Below are 19,303 nucleotides of genomic sequence, written 5' to 3' on the forward strand. Positions count from 1 at the left end.
CTAGCAGGGCAACGTCAGCTTCTTCTTCAACGCCTTCAGCGCCGCCGCCTTGACCTGGCACACGCGGGCGGCGGAGACACCCAGCACCTGGCCGATCTCCTCCAGATTCAATTCCTCGCGGAAATAAAGCTGGAGGACCATCTGTTCGCGTTCGCCGAGCGTGCCGATCGCGGCGCCGAGCATGTGGCGGGTGCGCTGGTCGTCGAGCAGGGTTTCGACGTCCTCGCGGTCGTCGGCGAAGGCGATATTGTCGTCGGCATAGACGTCCGACAGGCCGACTTCGTTGACCGGCATCGACGCGTCTACACGCTGGCGCAGTTCGGCGAGAGTGATGCCCAGGTATTCGGCGACCTGTTCGGACGTCGCGGCGGTGCCGGTTTCGCCTTCGATACATTTGCGCGCGGCGTCGAGTTCGCGGCGGGTGGCAGCGGCGCTGCGCGGTTGCCGCGAGGTGCGGCGCAGCGCGTCCAGCATCGCGCCCTTGATCCGCGTCGAGGCATAGGTGCTGAAGGCAAAGCCCTGATCTTCGTAGACGCGGCTGGCTTCGACCAGCGCGACGAGGCCGATCTGCATCAGATCCTCCAGCTCGATGGCGTTGGAGGCGCGTGCGCTGACGTGCCAGGCCAGCTTGCGGACCAGTTGAAGATTCTGCTCAACCAGCGATTGGCCATGGCCTTGGGCGAGCCGGCGGCTGCGGGCCACTGCGGTCGTCATGCAAGTTCTCCAGAGGCGGTATCGGGTGCGGCGAGTGCGGGCAGGCTTCCGCCGACGACGTGCAGCACGTCGACGCGGCGATGTTCGGGCAGTTCGCTGAACGACAGGACGGGGACGTCGGGCAGGCGGGTCGCCATCAAGCGTGCGAGCGGGGCGCGGCAATTGGGCGAGGTGACCACTGCGAAGTTGCGCGCGGCGGCCATTTCGGGCTGCACCGCGGCCTCGAGCGCCGCCATCACGCCTTCGGCCAATTGCGGTTCGAACGGCCAAAGCGCTTCGGGTGCAGCGCGCGCCGATTTGCTGAGCAATTCCTCGAGTTCGCCCGAGAAGGTGACGACCGGTATGGGCATCTTGATCGGCGCGAGCGGCTGGACGATCAGCCCGCCGATGCGTTGACGCACCGCCTCGAGCAGCGCGGGCGCGGGCAGGACCATCGGCGCGACCTCGACCATGGCGTCGGCGATGCGGCGGAAGTCCTTCAGTGGCACGCGTTCGGCGAGCAGCCCGCGGCACAAAGCAGTGATCGCGCCCAGCGAATAGGGCTGCGGCGTCAGTGCGCCGACCAGCTGTGGCGCGTGGGTTTTCAGCCCTTCGACGAGCGCCTGCGCTTCTTCCAAACCGAACAAGGCAGCGGCGGCGCGATTGAGGATTTCGTTGAGGTGCGTCGCGATCACCGTTGGCGCGTCCACGACGGTATAGCCCGCGACGATGGCGTCGGTGCGCTGCGACGCGTCGATCCACAAGGCCGGCAGCCCGAATGTCGGATCGCGGACTTCGCGGCCGGTGACCCCGGGCAGGCAATCGCCCGCGTCGAGCGCGAGCAGATCGTTGGGATAGACATCGTCTTCGCCGCCGACGATCCCGGCGATGGTCAGGCGATAGGCGTTGCCCGGCAGCGCCAGATTGTCCTTCACCTTGACCATCGGCAGGACGAAACCGAGCTCGCGCGACAATTGACGGCGCAGGCTGGTGATCCGCCCCATCAACGGCGCGCCCTTGCGATCGTCGATCAGGTCGATCAGCGCATAGCCGACCTCCAGCACGATCGGCGATGATTCCGAGACATCGCTCCAGTCGAGTTCGGGCGCCTTGATCTCGGTCGCCTCGACCAACGGCACGGCTTTGGGCTTGGACACACGCCGGGCGATCCAGGTCGCGACGCCCGCGCCGCCGAACAGCAACAAATGCGGCATGCCCGGGAGGACGCCGAGAAATGCGAGGATGCCCGCGACGGGATACCAGGCCTTGGCCACGCCGAACTGGCTGGTGATCTGGCCCGACAAATCGAGCGGCGAGCTGACCCGCGTGACGATGGCGGCAGCGGCGATCGACAGGAGGAGTGCTGGAACCTGCGCGACCAGTGCGTCACCGATCGCCAGCGTTAGATAGGTCTTCGCCGCATCGCCGATCGCCATATTGTGGCTGACGACACCAAGGACGAGACCACCCAGGATGTTGACGAACAGGATCAGGATGCCGGCGACGGCGTCGCCCTTCACGAATTTCGACGCACCGTCCATCGAGCCGAAGAAGTCGGCTTCGGTCGAAACTTCCTGACGCCGCGCCTTGGCTTCGTCGGGGGTGATCAGGCCGGCGTTGAGATCGGCGTCGACCGCCATCTGCTTGCCGGGCAAGGCGTCGAGGGTGAAGCGCGCCGACACTTCGGACACGCGGCCCGCGCCCTTGGTGATCACGACGATGTTGATGATCATCAGCACCGCGAAGACGAAGATGCCGACGACGTAATTGCCGCCGATGAGGAATTGGCCGAACGCTTCGATGACGTGACCGGCCGCCGCGCCGCCTTTCTGGCCGTTGACCAGCACGATGCGCGTCGAGGCGACGTTGAGCGACAGGCGGAACAGCGTCGCGAACAGCAGGACCGTCGGGAACGCCGAAAAATCGAGCGCGCGCGCCGAATTCAGCGAGATCATCAGAATGACCAGGCTGAGCATGATGTTGGCGACGAACCCCATGTCGAGCATGAAGGTCGGCACCGGCACGATCATCAGCATGACCAGCATGAGGATGGCGAGGGGCAGGACGCCGCCCCTGGCGGCTTCGGCCCACACGCTCTTGTTCACGACATTGTTCAAGGCAGGTTACTCAATTTGGCGTAGCTCGCCTGGGCGAAGGCGAGCGACAAATGGCCGGGCATGCGTTCGAAGTTCGCCAGCTCCATCGGTCGGTCGGTGTTGCTCGACGCCGCCTGCGTCGTGCTGACCTGCGTGCGGAGCGGAATCAGCGTCGGAGCGGCAGCAGCATTGGCCGCGCCCATTCGTGCTGCGAACAGGTCACGGATTTCACCGACGCTGCGTGGCGTGCCGTTGTCGGTGTAGAAGATCGCGCGGTTCGACGCGGCGGCCTGGGGCAGCAACGGTGCTGCCGCGGTTGAGGGATCGGCGCTGTACGCTTGCAAGAACTTCGTCGCGCCCGCCGCGCCGAGGAAGTGGGCGAGATACAGATCGACGGGTTCAGGCTCGCGGCCAAGCGCGCCCTCGAGCGCTGAGCGATTGTCCGCCGCCAGCTCACCCGCCATCGCCGCCGACGCTTCGGGTTCGAAACGCAGCGCATCGACCGCCGCCAGATCCTGTTGCGAAGCGACGGCGTTGGCGGCCCAGCCGAGGCCGTGTTCGGCGCCATGCTGTAAAACCGTATTGCGCCAGGTGTTTTTCGTGAACTGGAACAGGCCCGACGCACTCGACGTCTTGGCCTGTGCGGTGGGGTTCATCCCGCTTTCGAGATGGGCCTGTTTATAGAGATAGTCGAAATCGACGCCCGAGCGCTCGGCGGCCTTGGCAATGGCCCGCTCTACCCGTGTTCCTGAAACTGAATCGATCGCCGCCATGCTTGCCGTCGCACCCTTTGCTCGAGGGGCATGCAGCAAGGGCCGTGCCAATTAGGCTGTGACCAGGCGCATCCGCATCGCCGAGGGGCGTTCGTAGGTGTTGGCGGCGCGGGCATCGCCGCGCATTGCCGCGAGGCCACGCTGACGTTCGCGGGTGGCGTTGCCCAGATAATTGACGCGCATCCTGGCGGCATCGCATTGGCGCAGCGCGAATTCGGCCTGGTCACGGCGCGAGGGACGCATGTTCCACGCAGGGTCGGCGCGCATCGCGGTCAACGCGGACGCAAGGGCTGCAGTTGCGACCTCGACACCCGACACATCGCCGCGGTCGAGCGCTTCGATCAATTGAGCCTGCGCCGCGATCACCGCGTCCATCGCCATATCAGCCATGCGCCTGATCCTGCATCGGGTAATCCTGCATCGCGCGGGCGATCGATTGCGCGTCGATCCTGTAGCTGCCGTTGCCAATCGCCTGGCGCAGTTGCGCGACCCGATAGTGATCGACCGGCATCGGCTGATCGGCGAGGGAGCGTGCCGTGGCGAGAACCTCGCTATGCCCGACGGCTTTGCTGCCTGTCGGGATCGTGGCGACGCCTTTCACTGGCGCGGCGGAAGCGCGCCGGACGGCTGGACTCCCTTCGATCCTTTCGATCATCGCGCTGCTCCCGAAACTTGCATGCTGCCGGAAAGCCGACAGTCATGGCAGTGTTTACGGAAGCGCGGCGAAAAGCTTTAGCCCTTAAGAGACGCGGTCCCGGGGCCGGTCACGCGCACAGTGACGGGCGTACCGGTTGTCGATGTTTTGACACGCACGGTGCCGCCTTCGCGCCCGTCGTCCAGCGCGATGCCCGATCCGGTGATGTCGAAGCCCTGCCCTTCGATGGTCACTGTTACTTCGTCGCCGCGGCGAATGGCCAGCGGCGCATTGATCTGTGCCGCCTGCGACACGCGCAAGGCGATCCGCCAGCCATCGACGCCACAGCGCACGCTGGGCGCGTAACCGTCAGCGGTGATCGAAATCGGCTGAGTGCAAGCCTTTAGCCGCAAGCGCCGGTCGATCGGTTCGGCGCGGCCACCCGTCGCATCGGCAACCTGCCGGTCGAGCGCGTCGAGATCCTGGAAGCTGCCTGCGGGTATCGGCTGTGCCTGGACCGGGGGGACCAGGGCGATCGCAAGGGCGAGAGCGGGGATTGGCAGGCGCATGTCGAAACTCCTTCTCCCCATCCGGACAGCAAAGTCCGTGCCAGCATGCGGTTTGGCACGAACTTTGCTGCAACCGTGCTGACAACACCTCCGCGTGGAGCCGATACGATGAGCAACGACCCCCTGTTCGGACTGCATGGCCAGGCACTGGAACTGCGCGCGCAGCGCATGTCGATGATCGCGTCGAACATCGCGAATGCGGCTACCCCGGGCTACAAAGCGCGCGACCTGGACTTCGGACAGGCGCTCGACGCGGCCCAGCGCGGCGCGGACACCAATGCGGCGATGAAATATCGCACGCCGCTGCAGGCGTCGCTCGACGGCAATACGGTCGAGATTTCGAGCGAGCAGACCGCCTTTGCCGAAAATGCGGTCCAGTATCGCACCACGCTTTCATTCCTCAACGCGCGGATCGCCACGGTCCAGCGCGCGCTGAAGGGAGAATAGCTATGGCCGGCATGTCGCTGTTCGATATCAGCGGGCGCGCGATGCAGGCGCAGTTGGTGCGCCTCAACACAACCGCGTCGAATCTGGCCAACGCCAACGCGGTCACGGGCAGCGAAGCCAGCGCCTACCGCTCGATGAAGCCGGTGTTCCGCACGGTGATGGACGGTCAGGGCGGCGCGACCGTCGCGGTTGATCGTATCGACACGTCGACGATGACCCCGACCAAGCGCCATGAACCCGGCCACCCGCTGGCCGACGGCAATGGCGACGTGTGGGAAGCCGCCGTCGACCAGACGCAGGAGATGGTCGAGATGATCGAGACCAGCCGCCAGTATCAGAACAACGTCCAGGTTCTGCAGACCGCGAAATCGCTGATGCTGGACACATTGAGGATTGGGCAATGACCGACGCCATCACGAATAATACGAGCAATATCTACGACAACACAGCGAGCGCATTGTCGTCCAAGACGCTGGGGTCGACCGACTTCCTGCGCCTGATGACCGAACAGCTGAAGCAACAGGATCCGTTCGAGGCGCACGACAACAGCCAGATGATCGCGCAGATGGCGCAGATCACGGCGTCGTCGGCAACGACCGAGATGGGTCAGACGCTGAAGAGCATCTCGACCCAGCTGGGCACCCAGACCGACCTGCTGAAACAGATCCTGACCACCAGCACTGCGGCCCAAACCGCCGCTGCTCAGCCCGCCGCTTAAGGAGCCGCCGCCATGTCCTATTATAATTCGCTGTCGGGTCTCCGCGCCGCGCAGACCGACTTGTCGGTGATCTCGAACAACATTGCCAACGTCGGCTCGGTCGGCTTCAAGAAGAGCCGCGCCGAGTTCGGCGACATCTTTTCGAGCTCACCGACGCAGACGACCAAGATGATCGCGGGCCAGGGCACCAAGCTGCTCGGCATCCAGCAGCAGTTTACGCAAGGCACGCTGGAGACGACCGACAAGACGCTCGACCTGGGCATCACCGGTGAGGGGTTTTTCGTCGTGAAGGGCCAGGCGCCGCGCAGCGATGTCACCTATACGCGTGCGGGTAATTTCTCGGTCGATACCAACCGCCATGTCGTGGATTCGATCGGCAGCCGCGTGCAGTTGCTGCCCGTCGATGCGAACGGCACTGTCACCGGCACGTCGCTCAGCGATATGGTGGATTTCGACTTGCCGTCGGCGTCGCCGACCAATGCCAACGCGGCGCTGGTGAACGTGTCGATCGGTGAAGACGGCCTGGTCACGGCGACCTTTGCCGACGGCTCCGATTCCAAGCTGGGCAAGGTCGCGATGGCAAGCTTCACCGCGATCGAGGGACTGCGCCCGGTGGGTGACTCGCACTGGCAATCGACCGGCGACAGCGGCGCGGCGGCGATCAATTCGGCGACCAACGGTCCGCTCGGTTCGATCCAGTCGGGCGCGCTGGAACATGCCAATGTCGATATCACCGAAGAGCTCGTCTCGCTGATTTCCGCACAACGCAATTTCCAGGCGAACGCCAAGGCGATCGAGACCGCGTCGACCATGACTCAAACCATCTTCAACATTCACGGCTGATCATGGACCGGCTGATCTATGCGAGTTTGGCGGCGATGCGCGGCAGTATGGCGCGCCAGACCGCCATCGCCAACAATCTGGCCAATGCCAACACGCCCGGATTCCGCGGCGAGTTGGCCAATGCCCAGTCGGTCTGGCTCAACAATCCACAATCCTTGCCGCATGCGACGGTCAGCGAACAAGTGATCTCCGCCAACATGGCGCAGGGCACGATCAACAAGACCGGTCGTTCGCTCGACGTCGCGATGGAAGGCGACAGTATGCTCGTCGTGCAGAGCGAGGACGGCGAAGAGGCCTATACCCGCCGTGGCGATTTGCAGGTGTCGTCGACCGGCCTGTTGACGACCGGCGACGGGCGGCCCGTCATGGGCTCGGGCGGTCCGATCACCTTACCCCCTGCCGACAGCGTCAGCATTGCCGCCAACGGCGCGATCCTGGTCGTGCCGCAGGGCGGCGACGCATCGCAGCCTCAGGAAGTCGACAAGCTGCGCGTGGTTTCGACCAAGGGCAGCGATGTCGTGAAACAGCTCGACGGGCTGTTCGGCGTGCGCGGCGGCGGTTCGCTGCCCGACGATCCCGACGCCCGCGTGCAATCGGGCGCACTCGAAGGATCGAACGTCACTGCCAGCGATGCCCTGGTCCAGATGATCGAGGCCAGCCGCCAATGGGATGTCCAGCTCAAGATGATCGGGGATGCGCGCGAAAATGATCGCGCCGCCACCGAGCTCATGAGCATGCCGCAATAGGAGTGATATGAATGTCGAACGGTGCTCTTCACGTCGCCCGCACGGGGCTGGATGCGCAGAACATGCGTATGCAGGTCATCGCCAACAATCTGGCGAACGTAAACACGACGGGCTTCAAGCGCGACCGCGCCAATTTTTCGACACTGGCGTATCAGTTGATCACTCAGCCGGGGGCGGCATCGTCGGCCGAGAATAAATATGCCACCGGGCTGAATCTCGGCACGGGCGTGTCGATCGACGGGACCGAACGCATCGCCACGCAAGGCACGATGCAGGCCACGGGCAATGCGACCGACATGGCGATCGAGGGCGCGGGCTTTTTTCAGATCACAATGCCCGACGGCCGCACCGCTTATACCCGCGATGGCAATTTCCAGCGGTCGTCCGAAGGTACGCTGGTGACTCAGGACGGCATGCCCGTCAGCCCGCAAATCCAGATTCCGGCGCAGACCACCAACATTTCGATTGGCGCCGACGGCACGGTCACCGCGACGGTCGCCGGGGCGACCGAACCGACAGAAGTCGGCAAGATCGAAACCGCCGGCTTCGTCAACGAAGCAGGGCTGCAGTCGATCGGCAATAATTTGCTGATCGAGACACCCGCATCGGGTGCGCCGCAGGTCGGCGCCCCGGGCATCGAGGGACGTGGCACGATTCGTGCTGGCTCGTTGGAAGCGTCGAACGTCAACGTCGTCGAGGAACTCGTCGACATGATCGAGACGCAGCGTGCTTATGAGGTCAATTCCAAGATGATCCAGGCGACCGACGAGATGCTGCGTAATGCCAACCAGCAGCTCTAAGGCTTTCGGCCTTGCTTTGCTGCTGCTCTCCGGAGCGGCGCAAGCGCGCAAGAAGCCTTTGCCCGATTACAGCCCGGCCTTGCCGCCGATGGTCGCGCCACAGGCGAGCCCGGGAGCGATTTTCCCGGGCGCGAGCTATGTGGCGCTGACCAATGGCGCGCGCGCCGGCGGCGTCGGCGATATCCTGACGATCGTGCTCGCCGAGCGCACCCAGGCGACCAAGGCCAATTCGGCGCAGACCGCGCGCGACGGGAGCTTGGGCTTGACCCCGCCCACGACCGGACCACTGTCGTTCTTCAAGCCCAGCGACATCGGCGCGGGCGGCAATCAGGCATTCAAGGGTTCCGGCACAGCGGCGCAATCCAACGCGCTGACCGGCGAGATCAGCGTCACCATCGTCGCGGTCCGCCCCAATGGCACCGCGCTGATCCGCGGCCAGAAGCAGCTGACGCTCAACCGCGGCGACGAGGTCATCCAACTGACCGGCATCGTCCGCTTGGCCGATATCGGCCCGGACAACCGTGTCCTCTCGACCCGCATTGCCGACGCCCAGATCGGCTATACCGGCAAGGGCGAAGTCGCGCGCGGCAGCAAACAGGGATGGCTGCAGCGGTTCTTCTCCGTGGTGAGCCCGTTCTGATGCGTGCTTTCCTCCTCCTCATCCTCGCTCTGATCGCGACGCCGCTTCAGGCCGAGCGGCTGAAGGATCTCGGCAGCTTTGCCGGGGTCCGCGGGAACCAGCTGACCGGCTATGGCGTCGTGGTCGGACTGGCAGGGACCGGCGACGACAGCCTCGATTATTCGACATTGGGCATCCGCGGCGCATTGCAGCGTTTCGGCATGACCGTTCCAGCGGGTTCCAACCCCAGCCTCAAGAATTCGGCGGCAGTGATCGTCACTGCCGATTTGCCCGCTTTCGCCAAGCCCGGCACCCGGCTCGATGTGACCGTGTCGGCGCTGGGCAAGGCCAAGTCCTTGCGCGGCGGCACGTTGGTGATGGCCCCGCTGCAGGGTGCGGACGGACAGGTTTATGCGATGGCGCAAGGCAACCTCGTCGTCGGCGGCCTCGGCGTCGATGCGGCAGACGGATCCAAGGTTACGGTCAACGTACCCAGCGTCGGGCGGATCGATGGCGGCGCGACGATCGAGCGTGCGGTCGAGACGGGCTTTGCCACCTCCCCCACCCTGACGTTCAACTTGGCAAATGCGGACCTGACCAATGCGGGCCTGGTCGCAGACTCGATCAACCGCTCGATCGGCAGCGGGATTGCGCGCGCCGTCGACGGTGTGTCGATCACGATCGCCGCGCCCGAAGGCGCCGAAGCGCGCACCGCGTTGATGAGCCGGGTCGAAAATTTGCTGATCACCCCGGCGGCTGCGGCGGCCAAGGTGATCGTCAATTCGCGCACCGGCACGGTGGTCATCAACGGCGCGGTGCGGATCATGCCCGCCGCCGTCACGCACGGGAAACTCACCGTCCGCATCGACGAAAAGCCGCAAGTGTCGCAGCCCGCGCCGTTCAGCAGCGGTCAGACCACTGTTACGCCGAACAGCCAGATCGTTGTTGAGGAAAAGCGCACCCCGGCCTTCATCATGAAGGGCGCCTCGCTGTCGGAAATCGTCGCGGCGATCAACCGTCTGGGCGTCGGGTCGGGCGATCTCGTCGCGATTCTCGAAGCGTTGAAACAGGCCGGTGCGCTGCAAGGGGAGCTGGTCATCCTATGACCCAGACCATTGCCGCAGCGCTGGCCCAAAACGCCGTCTCGACGGCCACCAAGGCCATCGACCCCGAGCTGAAAAAGGCCGCGGAGAAATTCGAGGCTGTGTTCATGCGTCAAGTGATCGGCGAAATGCGCAAAGCCAAGCTGGGCGACGAATTGTTCGGATCCAGCGCGACGGACAATTTCCGCGAAATGGCCGACGCGCAAACCGCCGACGCCATGTCGAAGCAAGGCGTGTTCGGGATCGGCGCGCTATTGTCGAAACAGCTCAATAAAGCAGTCGTCAAATGAGCGACCTGCTGAACATCGGCGCGTCGAGCGTCCGCGCCTATTCCAAGGCGTTGCAGACCGTCGGCGACAACATCTCGAACGCCAATACCAAGGGTTATGTCCGCCGCGACATCAACCTGACCGAGATGCCGTCGGGCGCCAACAGCCTGCTCTACACCGGCACCGTGCTGCCCAATGGCGTGCGCGTGACGGGCGTGACGCGCGCCACCGACCAATGGCTGGTGGCCGATGCGCGCACCGCTGGCAGCGAATCTGGCCGCTCGTCGGCCAAGCTCGCGCCACTGCAGGCGACCGAACGCGCGCTCGACGATGGCGGTTCGGGGGTTGGCAAGGCACTGACCGCCGCGTTCAACGCCGCCGACAGCCTCGCCGCCGATCCGACCAACACCACGCTGCGCCAAAGTTTCCTGTCGACGATCGGCGATGTCGCGACGACATTCGGCCGCACCGCCGCCAGCCTCGATCAGGTCAGTGCCGGTATCGGCCAGACTGCGTCGATCGGCGTGGACGCGGTCAATGCCGACGTCACCGCGCTGTCGCGCGTCAATGACGGGCTGCTCCGCGCGCGCGAGGGATCGACCAATCAGGCGGGATTGCTGGACGAGCGCGACAAGTTGCTCGACCGGATTTCCGCCACGCTGCCCGTCACGATCACCTTCGATGCCAAGGGTGCGACGACGCTGAAGGCGGGTAGCGACACGCTGCTCGGCGGTGCGACACGCACGACGATCACTGTCGCCCAAAGCACTGACGGCACGCTGAGCTACGGCGGCGTCGCGATTTCCGGTGGCAGCTTGGGCGGATTGGCCGAAGCGGCGACGCATGTTCGCGATCAGCGCGGCGCGCTCGACGCCCTCGCATCGCAGGTCGCAACGCAATTCAACACGACGCACGCGGCGGGCCAGGATTCGAGCGGCACCGCAGGTGGAGCCCTGTTCACCGGCACCACCGCCGCGTCGCTGACCGCCGCGATCACCGATCCGGCCAAGGTTGCCGCCGCGACGAGCACATCGTCCAACGGCAATGCGCTGGCCTTTGCCACCTTGCGAGGATCAACCGGCAGCGAAGCCGGTTTCACCGCGCTCGTCGCCAGTCAGTCTCAGACCGTCGCCGGGGTCACGGCACAGGACGCCGCCGCGACCGCCCGCCTGACCGGGGCCTGTTCGGCGCGCGACGATCTGAGCGCGGTCGATCTGGACAAGGAAGCCGGCGACCTCGTCCGTTACCAGCAGGCTTACGACGCCGCCGCCCGCATCCTGCAGGTCGCGCGCGAAACCATGCAATCCATCTTCGACGCCATTTAGGAACCCGACCGATGATCGCAGCCACCGGAAACCGGATGACTTACGAAATCGCCCGTCAGAGCCAGCTGGCGTCGGCGCTCGCCCAGACCCAGACAAGCATTTCGACCGGCAAGCGCATCCAGATGCCGTCGGACGATGTCGCGGCATCGACGCGCGTGTCGCGCCTGACGCGCGACGGATCGGATTCGACAGTGTGGTCGCGCAATCTGAGCCTCGCCCAATCGCTGGCGTCGGAAGCCGATACCGCATTGCAGAGTATGTCGGACATCACGATCCGCGCCCGCGAAACGATGGTCACGGCCAGCAACGGCACGCTGACCCCGGCCGACCGCAAGACCCAGGCGCTGGCGCTGCGGGCAATGGCCTCGGACATCCGCTCGCTCCGCGCGACGCAATCGTCGCTTGGTCAGCCGTTGTTCGCCGGACGAGATGCGATCGCCATCCCGGTCGCCGCAGGGCAATCGATCGTGCCCGTCGCGACCGCGGCCGACAGTTTCGGCACGCTCGATGCGCGCCTCGATGCGGCGGCCGCCGCCGTCGAGGCGGGCAACACGACGGCGATGGCCAGTGCGCTCGACGACATGAGCAATGCGGTCGACGAAGCGTCGGTGACTGTCGCCGATCACGGCATCCGTGCCGCGAACATCGACAAGGCCATCGACCGGCTGGATTCGCACACGACCGACATCAAGGTAGAAAAATCCTCGCTCGCGGACACCGACATCGTCTCGGCAACCGCGCAGCTCAACAGCCAGACGATCACTCTCGAAGCGGCGCAAGCAGCCTTCGCACGGATCAACCGGCGCACCCTGTTCGATATTTTAGGCTGATCCGCCCTCAAGAACCGGACGCTCCGGTCGTTAACCTAATCAGCAACGTCCCGTTTTTCCCCGAGGTCGCCACCAGCAATGTTCCCCATCGTCGGCCTTGTTGTCCTCATCGTGCTGGTCTTCGGTGGATTCGCGTTCACCGGCGGCAACCTCGGCCCGGTGCTGGAAGCGATGCCGCACGAAATGCTGATCATTGGCGGCGCCGCGGTCGGATCGCTGATCATCGGCAATTCCGCGAAGGATCTGAAGGCGCTCGGCGGCGGCCTGATGAAGGTGTTCAAGGGCCCGAAATACAAGAAGCAGGATTATCTCGACGCGATTTTCCTCGTGTCGCGCCTGATGAAGTTGCTGCGCACCGACGGGCCCGTCGCGGTCGAACCGCATATCGAGGATCCCAAGGCATCGTCGATCTTTGCCGACTATCCGCGCCTGTTGAGCGACAGCACGTTGATCCATTTGATCTGCGACACGTTGCGCCTGGTCGTCGTGTCGTCGGGCACGCTAGAGCCCTATGCGGTCGAGGAGGTCATGGATAACGCCGTCAAGGCGCACAACCACCATGCGCTGCGCCCCGTCGAATCGCTGCAGGGGCTATCCGACGCCCTGCCCGCTTTGGGCATCGTCGCCGCGGTGCTCGGTGTCGTGAAGACGATGGGCTCGATCGACAAGCCGCCGGCCATCTTGGGCGCGATGATCGGGTCCGCACTGGTCGGCACGTTCCTCGGCGTGTTGCTCGCTTATGGCATGGTCGGGCCGTTCGCCAACAAGGCAAAGAGCGTCGTCGAGGAAGACAACGCCATTTATCACGTGATCAAACAGCTGATCATCGCGTCGCTGCATGGGCACCCCCAGCCGCTGGTCATCGAAGCCGCGCGGTCGGGCATCGCCCATCACAATCAGCCGAGCTTTTCGGACGTGTTCGAAGGCCTGCGGGTGGCGACGAAGTGAAGGCCAACGCCAACAAACCCCGCCCGATCATCGTCAAGAAGATCATCGTCGACGGGCATGGCGGCCATCATGGCGGCGCGTGGAAGGTCGCTTATGCCGATTTCGTGACGGCGATGATGGCGTTCTTCCTGCTGATGTGGCTGCTGGGCGCGACCAACGAGAAACAGCGCAAGGCGCTCGCCGATTATTTCGCGCCGACTCTGGTCGCGAGCAAGCAGGATGCGGCAGGCTCGACCAGCTTTTTCGGCGGCGATTCGATTACGTCGGTCGACAAATACCCCAACCGCGCCGGGCAAACCGGCACGCGCGCGATGACGTTGCCGATGGATGCCAAGGGCGGCCCCAAGGAAGGCGGCGGACGCGATCAGGACCAGCGCCGCTTCTCCGCGCTGCAACGCGGCGTGATGGACCAGCTGCGCCGCAACCCCAGCCTGCGCAAGATCGCCGCCAATGTGCACTTTACTGAAACCCGCGATGGTCTCCGCATCGACCTGGTCGACGACGCCGAATTCGCGATGTTCAATATGGGCACCGACCAGTTGACGGCCCCGGCGGCAGGCTTGTTGAAGACCGTCGGCGAAGGCATTCGCGACCTGCCCAACGGACTGACCATTCGCGGGCACACCGACGCGACGCCGTGGTCGCGCGACCCATCGATGAACAATTGGCGGCTGTCGACCGCGCGCAGCGAAGCGACGCGCCAGATGCTCGCGATGCAGCAGGTCGCGCCCTATCGGTTCGTGCGGATCGAAGGGGTCGCCGACCGCGAGCCCTATGACAATAAGGACCGCTATAGCCCCAACAACCGGCGCATTTCGATCACCCTGACGTGGAGCGACGCGCAGCCTGGGCCAACGACTTAACGCCGTCCGCCGGCACGTTAACTGGCAAGTAACCCTAAGCGGCCATTTACCGTCCCAAGGCAAAAGGGGCGACGGGTCGATGGCAAGTACGGCGAGGCGGGTCGAAAAGACGCAAGCGGATGGCCAGATCGTCGGCGTCAGCGTCGCGATCGAGCAGGTCCGCGACCGCGTTCGCCGCGTCGGGCCCAGTTCCGCCCCGGTCATGATCTCCGGCCCGTCGGGCGCCGGCAAGGAAATGGTCGCGCGCGCCATCCATCAGGCCAGCCCGCGCGCCGCCATGCCGTTTGTCGCGATCAATTGCGGCGCGATCCCCGCCGACCTCATTGAATCCGAATTGTTCGGCCATGAACGCGGCGCCTTCACCGGCGCGGCGCAGCGGCGGATCGGGCGGTTCGAAGAAGCCAGCGGCGGGACTTTGTTCCTCGACGAAATCGGCGACATGCGCTTCGACATGCAGGTGAAATTGCTCCGCGTGCTCGAGGACGGCATGGTGCAGCGCGTCGGCGGCACCAGCGCGGTCAAGGTCGATGTCCGCATCGTCTGCGCCACGCACCGCGACATTCGCGACGAAATCGATGCCGGCCGCTTTCGCGAGGATTTGTATTTCCGCCTGAGCGTGATCCCGATCCACACCCCGCCGCTACAAGAGCGTCCCGAGGATATCGCCCCGATCATCGACCATTTCCAACGCAAGATGGGCGAACGCGACCGGGTGCAATTCGACCGGATGGCGATGGCCCGGCTGGAACTCCATGACTGGCCAGGCAATGTCCGCGAACTGCGCAATGTCCTCGAACGCGCGCGCGTCCTGTTTCCAGGGCACTCGATCGGCGGGGCGGAGATGGACGAGTTGCTGGGCCGTCCGCGCGCGAGCAACAATGTCACCTATTTGCGCGATGTCCGGCCGGATATCGTGCCGCCAGTCGCACCCAATGGCGACGGACCGATAAATTTGCGCGAGCTGATCGAGACCCTCGAATGCGAACGGATCCAGCATGCGCTCGACGCCGCCGACGGGGTCGTATCCGAAGCGGCGCGACTGCTGACGCTCAAGCGAACGACGTTGATCGAAAAGATGCGGAAGTATCGCGTCGCTTAGGCGCGGATGCTTTTCCACGCTTCGGCGAGGTTGCGGACGCCTTCGCTGATTTCCGCCACTGCCTTCGCATCGCCATTGCGCGCGGCGGTCAGGCGGCGCTGCATCTGGCGATAGATTTGCGCAAGGCTCGACGCGAGCGTTCCCGCACGCAGATCCAGCCCGCTTTCGAGCGCCGCGAGCAGCGCCACCGCGCGGCCGTGCTGGCCATGATGGACGACGCCGCCATTCGCCAGGCTGCGTCCCATGACGTCGAGGCTGGCGAGCAGTTCGTCGTACAGCAATGTGACCAACGCATGCGGGTCTGCCGAGCCGACGCGCCCGCCCAGATCGATTTCCTGATACCGCGACAGCGCTCCCGACGCCCTCACGAGGATTTGGTCCACAACGCGACCTGCTGGGTCAGATAACTCTGCGTCGCCTTGAACGCGCCGACTTTCGCATCGAGACCGGCATATTGCTTGGCCAGGCGATCCTTATACGCGCTTTCCTTCGCTTCCATCTTGGTGCGATCGTCGGTGGCCGTCGCCTGTTCGCGCGTCAGGCGGGTGCTGGTGGTGGTCAGCACACCCGATGTCGACAGCGCCGAGGATTTGATCGCGGCCAGTGCGCCGCCGATCCCCGGATCGGTGATGGAGGTATGCGTCGAATCGCGTTTGGGCACGAACACCGCGACGACGGCGTCGGGGTTGGCGGTGTAAGCCGTGTCGAACGTCGCCGAACTGAATTGCAGCGTCCCGTCCTTGAGCGTCTGGATGCCGATCGAGCCGAGCGAACCAAAGGCGCCGGTGCTGACCGTTTGCGACACTAGACTGGCGAGTTGGTTCGACAGCGAGCGCAGTCCCGGATCGCCCTTGGTCGCGGTCATCGCGGCGGCGAGATCGGTCTTGAGCGCGTTGTAAGCCCCGACGAAATCCTGCAGCGCGGACGAATAGGTCGCCTTGTTGTCCTGCGCGGTCAGGCGGGTGGTGCCTTCCTGCTTCAGGTTCAGGACGACGCCATAGACCACATCGTCGAGCTTGTTGCTCGGCCGGGTGTAGGTCACGCCATCGACGACGACTTCGGCATTCTGCGCGCCCTGCGTCTGCGTCATGCCCGCCGCGACATCCGAAAGGCCGGCATCGGTCGAGCTCAGGCTGAATGCTCCTGCCGACCCCGTCGGACCGCGCAGCACCAGCCGATAGCCGTTGCCGTCATTGACGACGCGCGCGGCGACGCCGGTGCCGGCATCGTTGATCGCGCTGGCAATGTCGTCGAGCGTACCGGTGCCCGAGGCGATCGGCACCGATTTCGCAACGCCGTTGACGGTCAGGGTAAAGCTGCCCGAACCCTGAATCGTCGTGCGGTCGGTATAGGAAGCCGACAGGCTGTTCTGCGCGAGCGCCAATTTGTTGACGGTTACCGCCGTGTCGATGCCTAGCCCCGACGAACCGGCGACTGTCGCCGCATCCAGGACGTTGGCGTTGCTCATCGACAGCGCGGCCTGAAGCGTGCCGCCCGAGACCACCGCCTGAAGCGATGTCGAAAAGGCTTCGAGGTCGGAGCGCACTAGGCCAACCGCGCTGATGCTCGCCTTGGATGCGGTGTCGCGCGCGTCGAGCTTGGCGACCTTGGGATCGCGTGACGCGGCAGCCAGGTCGGTGACAAGCTGGGTCACGTTGAGACCGGAGCCGAAGCCAAGGCTGTTGACGATGTTGGTGCTGGTGGTGACCATGTCTCTATTACGTCTTTTCGAGGCGCGTCTTAAGCCTCGGGACGGCCGCGTTCGTCGAAGCGCTTGCCCTCAGGCACCGCGACCAACGGCTGTGCGCGCCCTTCGGACTGCGCCTTGTCGAGATTGAAGACGAAGGCGAGGATGGTCGCGACCGCGAGATACAGATCGGCCGGGATGACGCGGCCTGCGCGCGTCGTGAAATAGATGGCGCGCGCCAGCAGCGGATATTCGAGCAGCGGCACGTTCGCTTCCTTGGCCAGCGCCTTGATCGCCTGCGCGGTTTCGCCGCGGCCGCGTGCCACGACGCTCGGCGCCGCATCCTTGCCGGGGCGATAGCGCAGTGCGACGGCGAAATGCGTCGGGTTGGTTAGGATGACGTTGGCTTCGGTCACCGCGCGGCGGGCGGAGCCGTTGAGCAATTCCTGTCGCCGCTGTTTTTGCATGCCCTTGGCTTCGGGGCTGCCTTCGGCTTCCTTATGCTCCTGCTTAACCTGTTCCTTGGTCATGCGCAGCCGCGCCTGGCGCTGGCGATACTGAACCACCGCGTCGATCCCGCCGATCACCATCAAGGCGAGCGTCAGCGCCTCGATCAGGCGGATAAGCGTCCCGCCCGCCAGCGCGGCGGCGGTGGCCGGATCGAGCCGGGCAAGGCCGAGCATCGTGTCGAGCTGGCCGTTGAGCGCCCACCATGCGGACGCGGCGAGCAAGGTCACCTTGAGGACCGATTTCCACAATTCGGTCAGCCCCTGCATCCCGAACATGCGCGACAGGCCGGCGAGCGGATTGAGCTTGCCGGGCTTGACCGAAAACGCGCCGGGGCGAAATCCGAGCGAGCCGAGCATCGCGGGAGCGGCCACGGCGGCGAGGATCGTCGCGCCGAACAGGGCGAATAACGGCGCGATGGCATTGGAGGTGACCGCCAGCGCGCGGCCGCCCGGCGCGAAATCGGTGATGTCGGCGGCGCTGAAACTCAGTCCCGCGCGCAACACATCCTGAAGATGGCCCATGGTCCAGCCACCGCCGACCGCGATCCATCCGGCGCAGGCGGCCATGATCAGGGCGGTGCCGAGGTCGCGTGACTGGAGAACATCGCCATCGCGCGCGGCATCGGCCTTGCGTTTGGCGGACGGTGCCTCGGTTTGGCTGTCGCGATCGGGTTTGTCGGACATTTACAGCCCCGCGATGACCCGCGCCTGATCGAGACCGAGATCGAGCGCATGTTCGATCGCCATCGCCAGCACGGGGACCGCTAACGCCATCAACCCGAGGCCCGCGAGGACGGTCACTGGAATGCCGACCGCGAACAGGTTCAGCGCCGGCGCGGCACGCGTGACGACGGCCATGGCGATCTGGACGAGGATCAGTACCGACACCACGGGCAGCGCGACGGTCGCGCCCGCCGCGAACATCAGCCCGCCGAAATCGGCCAGCCCGTGCAACGCCTGGGGCGTCAGCCACGACACGCCGGGCGGGAGCGAGCGGAAACTGCCCATGACGATCTCGATCAGCGCGAGGTGTCCGCCCGAGCACAGGAACAGCACTCCGGCGAGGAGGTTGAGAAACTGGCCGATCGCGGTCGAGCTGTGGCCCGAGGCCGGATCGTTCATCGACGCGAAGCCGAGGCCCATTGCCGAGCCGATCGATTCCCCCGCGATCAATGCGACCGCGAAGCCGATCTGCAGCGCGAAGCCGAGAGCGAGGCCGAGCACGACTTCGCCCATCATCATGACGATGCCGCCGACCGAGAGAATCGCATCCATCGACCCGTCGAAATGCGCCGCGCTGCTGGCCGGAACGCCGACGGCAAGCGCGAGGATCACGCGGACTTGGACCGGGATGGCCGAGGCGCCAAAAATCGGGGCGGCGAGCAACGCCGCGCCGGGCCGTAGCATCGCCAGCATCAGCGTCAGCAGCATCGGCTGAAGCTGCGTAAGCGATGTCGGGATCATCGCACCAGTTCGGGGATGCGCGCGAAGATATCCTGTGTGAAATCGGTCAGCAGCACGAGGATCGCACTGCCGAACAGGATGATGACCAAGGCGAATACGATCAGTTTGGGGACGAAGGTGAGCGTCGCTTCGTTGATCGAGGTCGCGGCCTGAACCATGCCGATCAGCACACCGACGACGAGCGTCGGAATGAGCAACGGCGCGCAGGCCAGCATCAGGATCCACATCGTGTGCGACGCGGAGGCAACGAAGAAATCGGCTTCCATGA

At 65.0% G+C, this 19,303-nt stretch carries 25 protein-coding genes; 14 read left to right on the forward strand and 11 right to left on the reverse strand.

The features are described 5' to 3' along the window. The 6 genes from ACM9ME_RS13565 to flgA all read right to left on the reverse strand — a co-directional run bounded on the left by ACM9ME_RS13565 (window position 1) and on the right by flgA (window position 4,765). Window positions 1-714: a sigma-70 family RNA polymerase sigma factor gene (locus ACM9ME_RS13565; protein ID WP_415643995.1), complete on the reverse strand. Its 714-nt coding sequence runs from the start codon at window positions 712-714 to the stop codon at window positions 1-3. Next, the gene (gene flhA / locus ACM9ME_RS13570; RefSeq protein WP_415643996.1) at window positions 711-2,798 is read right to left on the reverse strand and encodes a flagellar biosynthesis protein FlhA; all 2,088 of its coding nucleotides are present in this window, start codon (window positions 2,796-2,798) and stop codon (window positions 711-713) included. Before flhA ends, ACM9ME_RS13565 begins: the two co-directional genes overlap by 4 nt. 8 nt (window positions 2,799-2,806) lie before the next feature. Continuing rightward, window positions 2,807-3,562, reverse strand: a complete 756-nt coding sequence (locus tag ACM9ME_RS13575) for a transglycosylase SLT domain-containing protein (RefSeq protein WP_415643997.1) — start codon at window positions 3,560-3,562, stop codon at window positions 2,807-2,809. A 51-nt stretch (window positions 3,563-3,613) separates the two neighbouring features. Continuing rightward, the gene (locus ACM9ME_RS13580) at window positions 3,614-3,952 is read right to left on the reverse strand and encodes a hypothetical protein (RefSeq protein WP_415643998.1); all 339 of its coding nucleotides are present in this window, start codon (window positions 3,950-3,952) and stop codon (window positions 3,614-3,616) included. Then, a complete protein-coding gene (flgM, locus tag ACM9ME_RS13585) occupies window positions 3,945-4,217 on the reverse strand; it encodes a flagellar biosynthesis anti-sigma factor FlgM (protein WP_415643999.1) in 273 nt (90 codons plus the stop codon). The genes ACM9ME_RS13580 and flgM overlap by 8 nt, the downstream gene beginning before the upstream one ends. Before the next feature lie 77 nt (window positions 4,218-4,294). Next, window positions 4,295-4,765 carry a flagellar basal body P-ring formation chaperone FlgA gene (gene flgA / locus ACM9ME_RS13590; protein ID WP_415644000.1) on the reverse strand — a complete coding sequence of 157 codons (471 nt, stop codon included), beginning with the start codon at window positions 4,763-4,765 and terminating at the stop codon, window positions 4,295-4,297. A gap of 108 nt (window positions 4,766-4,873) precedes the next feature. Between flgA and ACM9ME_RS13595 the strand changes: the two genes are divergently transcribed. The 14 genes from ACM9ME_RS13595 to ACM9ME_RS13660 all read left to right on the forward strand — a co-directional run bounded on the left by ACM9ME_RS13595 (window position 4,874) and on the right by ACM9ME_RS13660 (window position 15,375). Next, window positions 4,874-5,212, forward strand: coding sequence for a flagellar basal body rod protein FlgB (locus ACM9ME_RS13595; protein ID WP_415644001.1), 339 nt, complete (start codon window positions 4,874-4,876; stop codon window positions 5,210-5,212). A gap of 11 nt (window positions 5,213-5,223) precedes the next feature. Beyond that, entirely contained in the window at window positions 5,224-5,616 is a 393-nt protein-coding gene (gene flgC, locus ACM9ME_RS13600) for a flagellar basal body rod protein FlgC (RefSeq protein ID WP_415644047.1), read from the forward strand. Continuing rightward, window positions 5,613-5,930 carry a flagellar hook capping FlgD N-terminal domain-containing protein gene (locus ACM9ME_RS13605; RefSeq protein ID WP_415644002.1) on the forward strand — a complete coding sequence of 106 codons (318 nt, stop codon included), beginning with the start codon at window positions 5,613-5,615 and terminating at the stop codon, window positions 5,928-5,930. The genes flgC and ACM9ME_RS13605 overlap by 4 nt, the downstream gene beginning before the upstream one ends. 12 nt (window positions 5,931-5,942) lie before the next feature. Continuing rightward, window positions 5,943-6,773: a flagellar hook-basal body complex protein gene (locus tag ACM9ME_RS13610; protein WP_415644003.1), complete on the forward strand. Its 831-nt coding sequence runs from the start codon at window positions 5,943-5,945 to the stop codon at window positions 6,771-6,773. 2 nt (window positions 6,774-6,775) lie between these two features. Beyond that, window positions 6,776-7,519: a flagellar basal-body rod protein FlgF gene (gene flgF, locus ACM9ME_RS13615; protein ID WP_415644004.1), complete on the forward strand. Its 744-nt coding sequence runs from the start codon at window positions 6,776-6,778 to the stop codon at window positions 7,517-7,519. A gap of 11 nt (window positions 7,520-7,530) precedes the next feature. After that, on the forward strand, window positions 7,531-8,319 hold the full coding sequence (gene flgG, locus ACM9ME_RS13620; protein ID WP_415644005.1) for a flagellar basal-body rod protein FlgG: 789 nt from the start codon (window positions 7,531-7,533) through the stop codon (window positions 8,317-8,319). Further along, complete coding sequence (locus ACM9ME_RS13625) at window positions 8,300-8,959, forward strand: flagellar basal body L-ring protein FlgH (RefSeq protein ID WP_415644006.1); 660 nt, start codon at window positions 8,300-8,302, stop codon at window positions 8,957-8,959. The genes flgG and ACM9ME_RS13625 overlap by 20 nt, the downstream gene beginning before the upstream one ends. Next, the gene (locus ACM9ME_RS13630) at window positions 8,959-10,044 is read left to right on the forward strand and encodes a flagellar basal body P-ring protein FlgI (RefSeq protein WP_415644007.1); all 1,086 of its coding nucleotides are present in this window, start codon (window positions 8,959-8,961) and stop codon (window positions 10,042-10,044) included. Before ACM9ME_RS13625 ends, ACM9ME_RS13630 begins: the two co-directional genes overlap by 1 nt. Further along, on the forward strand, window positions 10,041-10,331 hold the full coding sequence (locus tag ACM9ME_RS13635) for a rod-binding protein (RefSeq protein WP_415644008.1): 291 nt from the start codon (window positions 10,041-10,043) through the stop codon (window positions 10,329-10,331). The genes ACM9ME_RS13630 and ACM9ME_RS13635 overlap by 4 nt, the downstream gene beginning before the upstream one ends. Then, window positions 10,328-11,635 (forward strand): flagellar hook-associated protein FlgK, encoded by a 1,308-nt coding sequence (gene flgK, locus ACM9ME_RS13640; protein WP_415644009.1) that lies wholly within the window; start codon window positions 10,328-10,330, stop codon window positions 11,633-11,635. Before ACM9ME_RS13635 ends, flgK begins: the two co-directional genes overlap by 4 nt. An 11-nt stretch (window positions 11,636-11,646) precedes the next feature. Continuing rightward, window positions 11,647-12,465 (forward strand): flagellin, encoded by an 819-nt coding sequence (locus ACM9ME_RS13645; protein WP_415644010.1) that lies wholly within the window; start codon window positions 11,647-11,649, stop codon window positions 12,463-12,465. 78 nt (window positions 12,466-12,543) lie between these two features. Then, window positions 12,544-13,413 (forward strand): flagellar motor stator protein MotA, encoded by an 870-nt coding sequence (gene motA, locus ACM9ME_RS13650; RefSeq protein ID WP_415644011.1) that lies wholly within the window; start codon window positions 12,544-12,546, stop codon window positions 13,411-13,413. Further along, complete coding sequence (locus ACM9ME_RS13655; protein ID WP_415644012.1) at window positions 13,410-14,276, forward strand: flagellar motor protein MotB; 867 nt, start codon at window positions 13,410-13,412, stop codon at window positions 14,274-14,276. The genes motA and ACM9ME_RS13655 overlap by 4 nt, the downstream gene beginning before the upstream one ends. 79 nt (window positions 14,277-14,355) lie before the next feature. After that, the gene (locus ACM9ME_RS13660; RefSeq protein WP_415644013.1) at window positions 14,356-15,375 is read left to right on the forward strand and encodes a sigma-54 interaction domain-containing protein; all 1,020 of its coding nucleotides are present in this window, start codon (window positions 14,356-14,358) and stop codon (window positions 15,373-15,375) included. Here the strand turns inward: ACM9ME_RS13660 and ACM9ME_RS13665 are convergent. From ACM9ME_RS13665 to fliQ, 5 genes are read right to left on the reverse strand one after another with little or no spacing between them, the layout of a single operon-like run. Then, window positions 15,372-15,743 carry a flagellar export chaperone FliS gene (locus tag ACM9ME_RS13665; protein WP_415644014.1) on the reverse strand — a complete coding sequence of 124 codons (372 nt, stop codon included), beginning with the start codon at window positions 15,741-15,743 and terminating at the stop codon, window positions 15,372-15,374. The two genes, ACM9ME_RS13660 and ACM9ME_RS13665, sit on opposite strands and share 4 nt — an antisense overlap. Next, window positions 15,740-17,086, reverse strand: a complete 1,347-nt coding sequence (gene fliD, locus ACM9ME_RS13670) for a flagellar filament capping protein FliD (protein WP_415644015.1) — start codon at window positions 17,084-17,086, stop codon at window positions 15,740-15,742. Before fliD ends, ACM9ME_RS13665 begins: the two co-directional genes overlap by 4 nt. Before the next feature lie 29 nt (window positions 17,087-17,115). After that, window positions 17,116-18,255, reverse strand: a complete 1,140-nt coding sequence (locus tag ACM9ME_RS13675) for an EscU/YscU/HrcU family type III secretion system export apparatus switch protein (protein ID WP_415644016.1) — start codon at window positions 18,253-18,255, stop codon at window positions 17,116-17,118. After that, window positions 18,256-19,035, reverse strand: coding sequence for a flagellar biosynthetic protein FliR (fliR, locus tag ACM9ME_RS13680; protein WP_415644017.1), 780 nt, complete (start codon window positions 19,033-19,035; stop codon window positions 18,256-18,258). Next, complete coding sequence (fliQ, locus tag ACM9ME_RS13685; protein WP_415644018.1) at window positions 19,032-19,301, reverse strand: flagellar biosynthesis protein FliQ; 270 nt, start codon at window positions 19,299-19,301, stop codon at window positions 19,032-19,034. Before fliQ ends, fliR begins: the two co-directional genes overlap by 4 nt. Window positions 19,302-19,303: the final 2 nt, after the last annotated feature.

It is taken from the genome of Sphingomonas antarctica (assembly GCF_965137005.1).
GTDB classification, from domain to species: Bacteria; Pseudomonadota; Alphaproteobacteria; order Sphingomonadales; family Sphingomonadaceae; genus Sphingomonas_O; species Sphingomonas_O antarctica.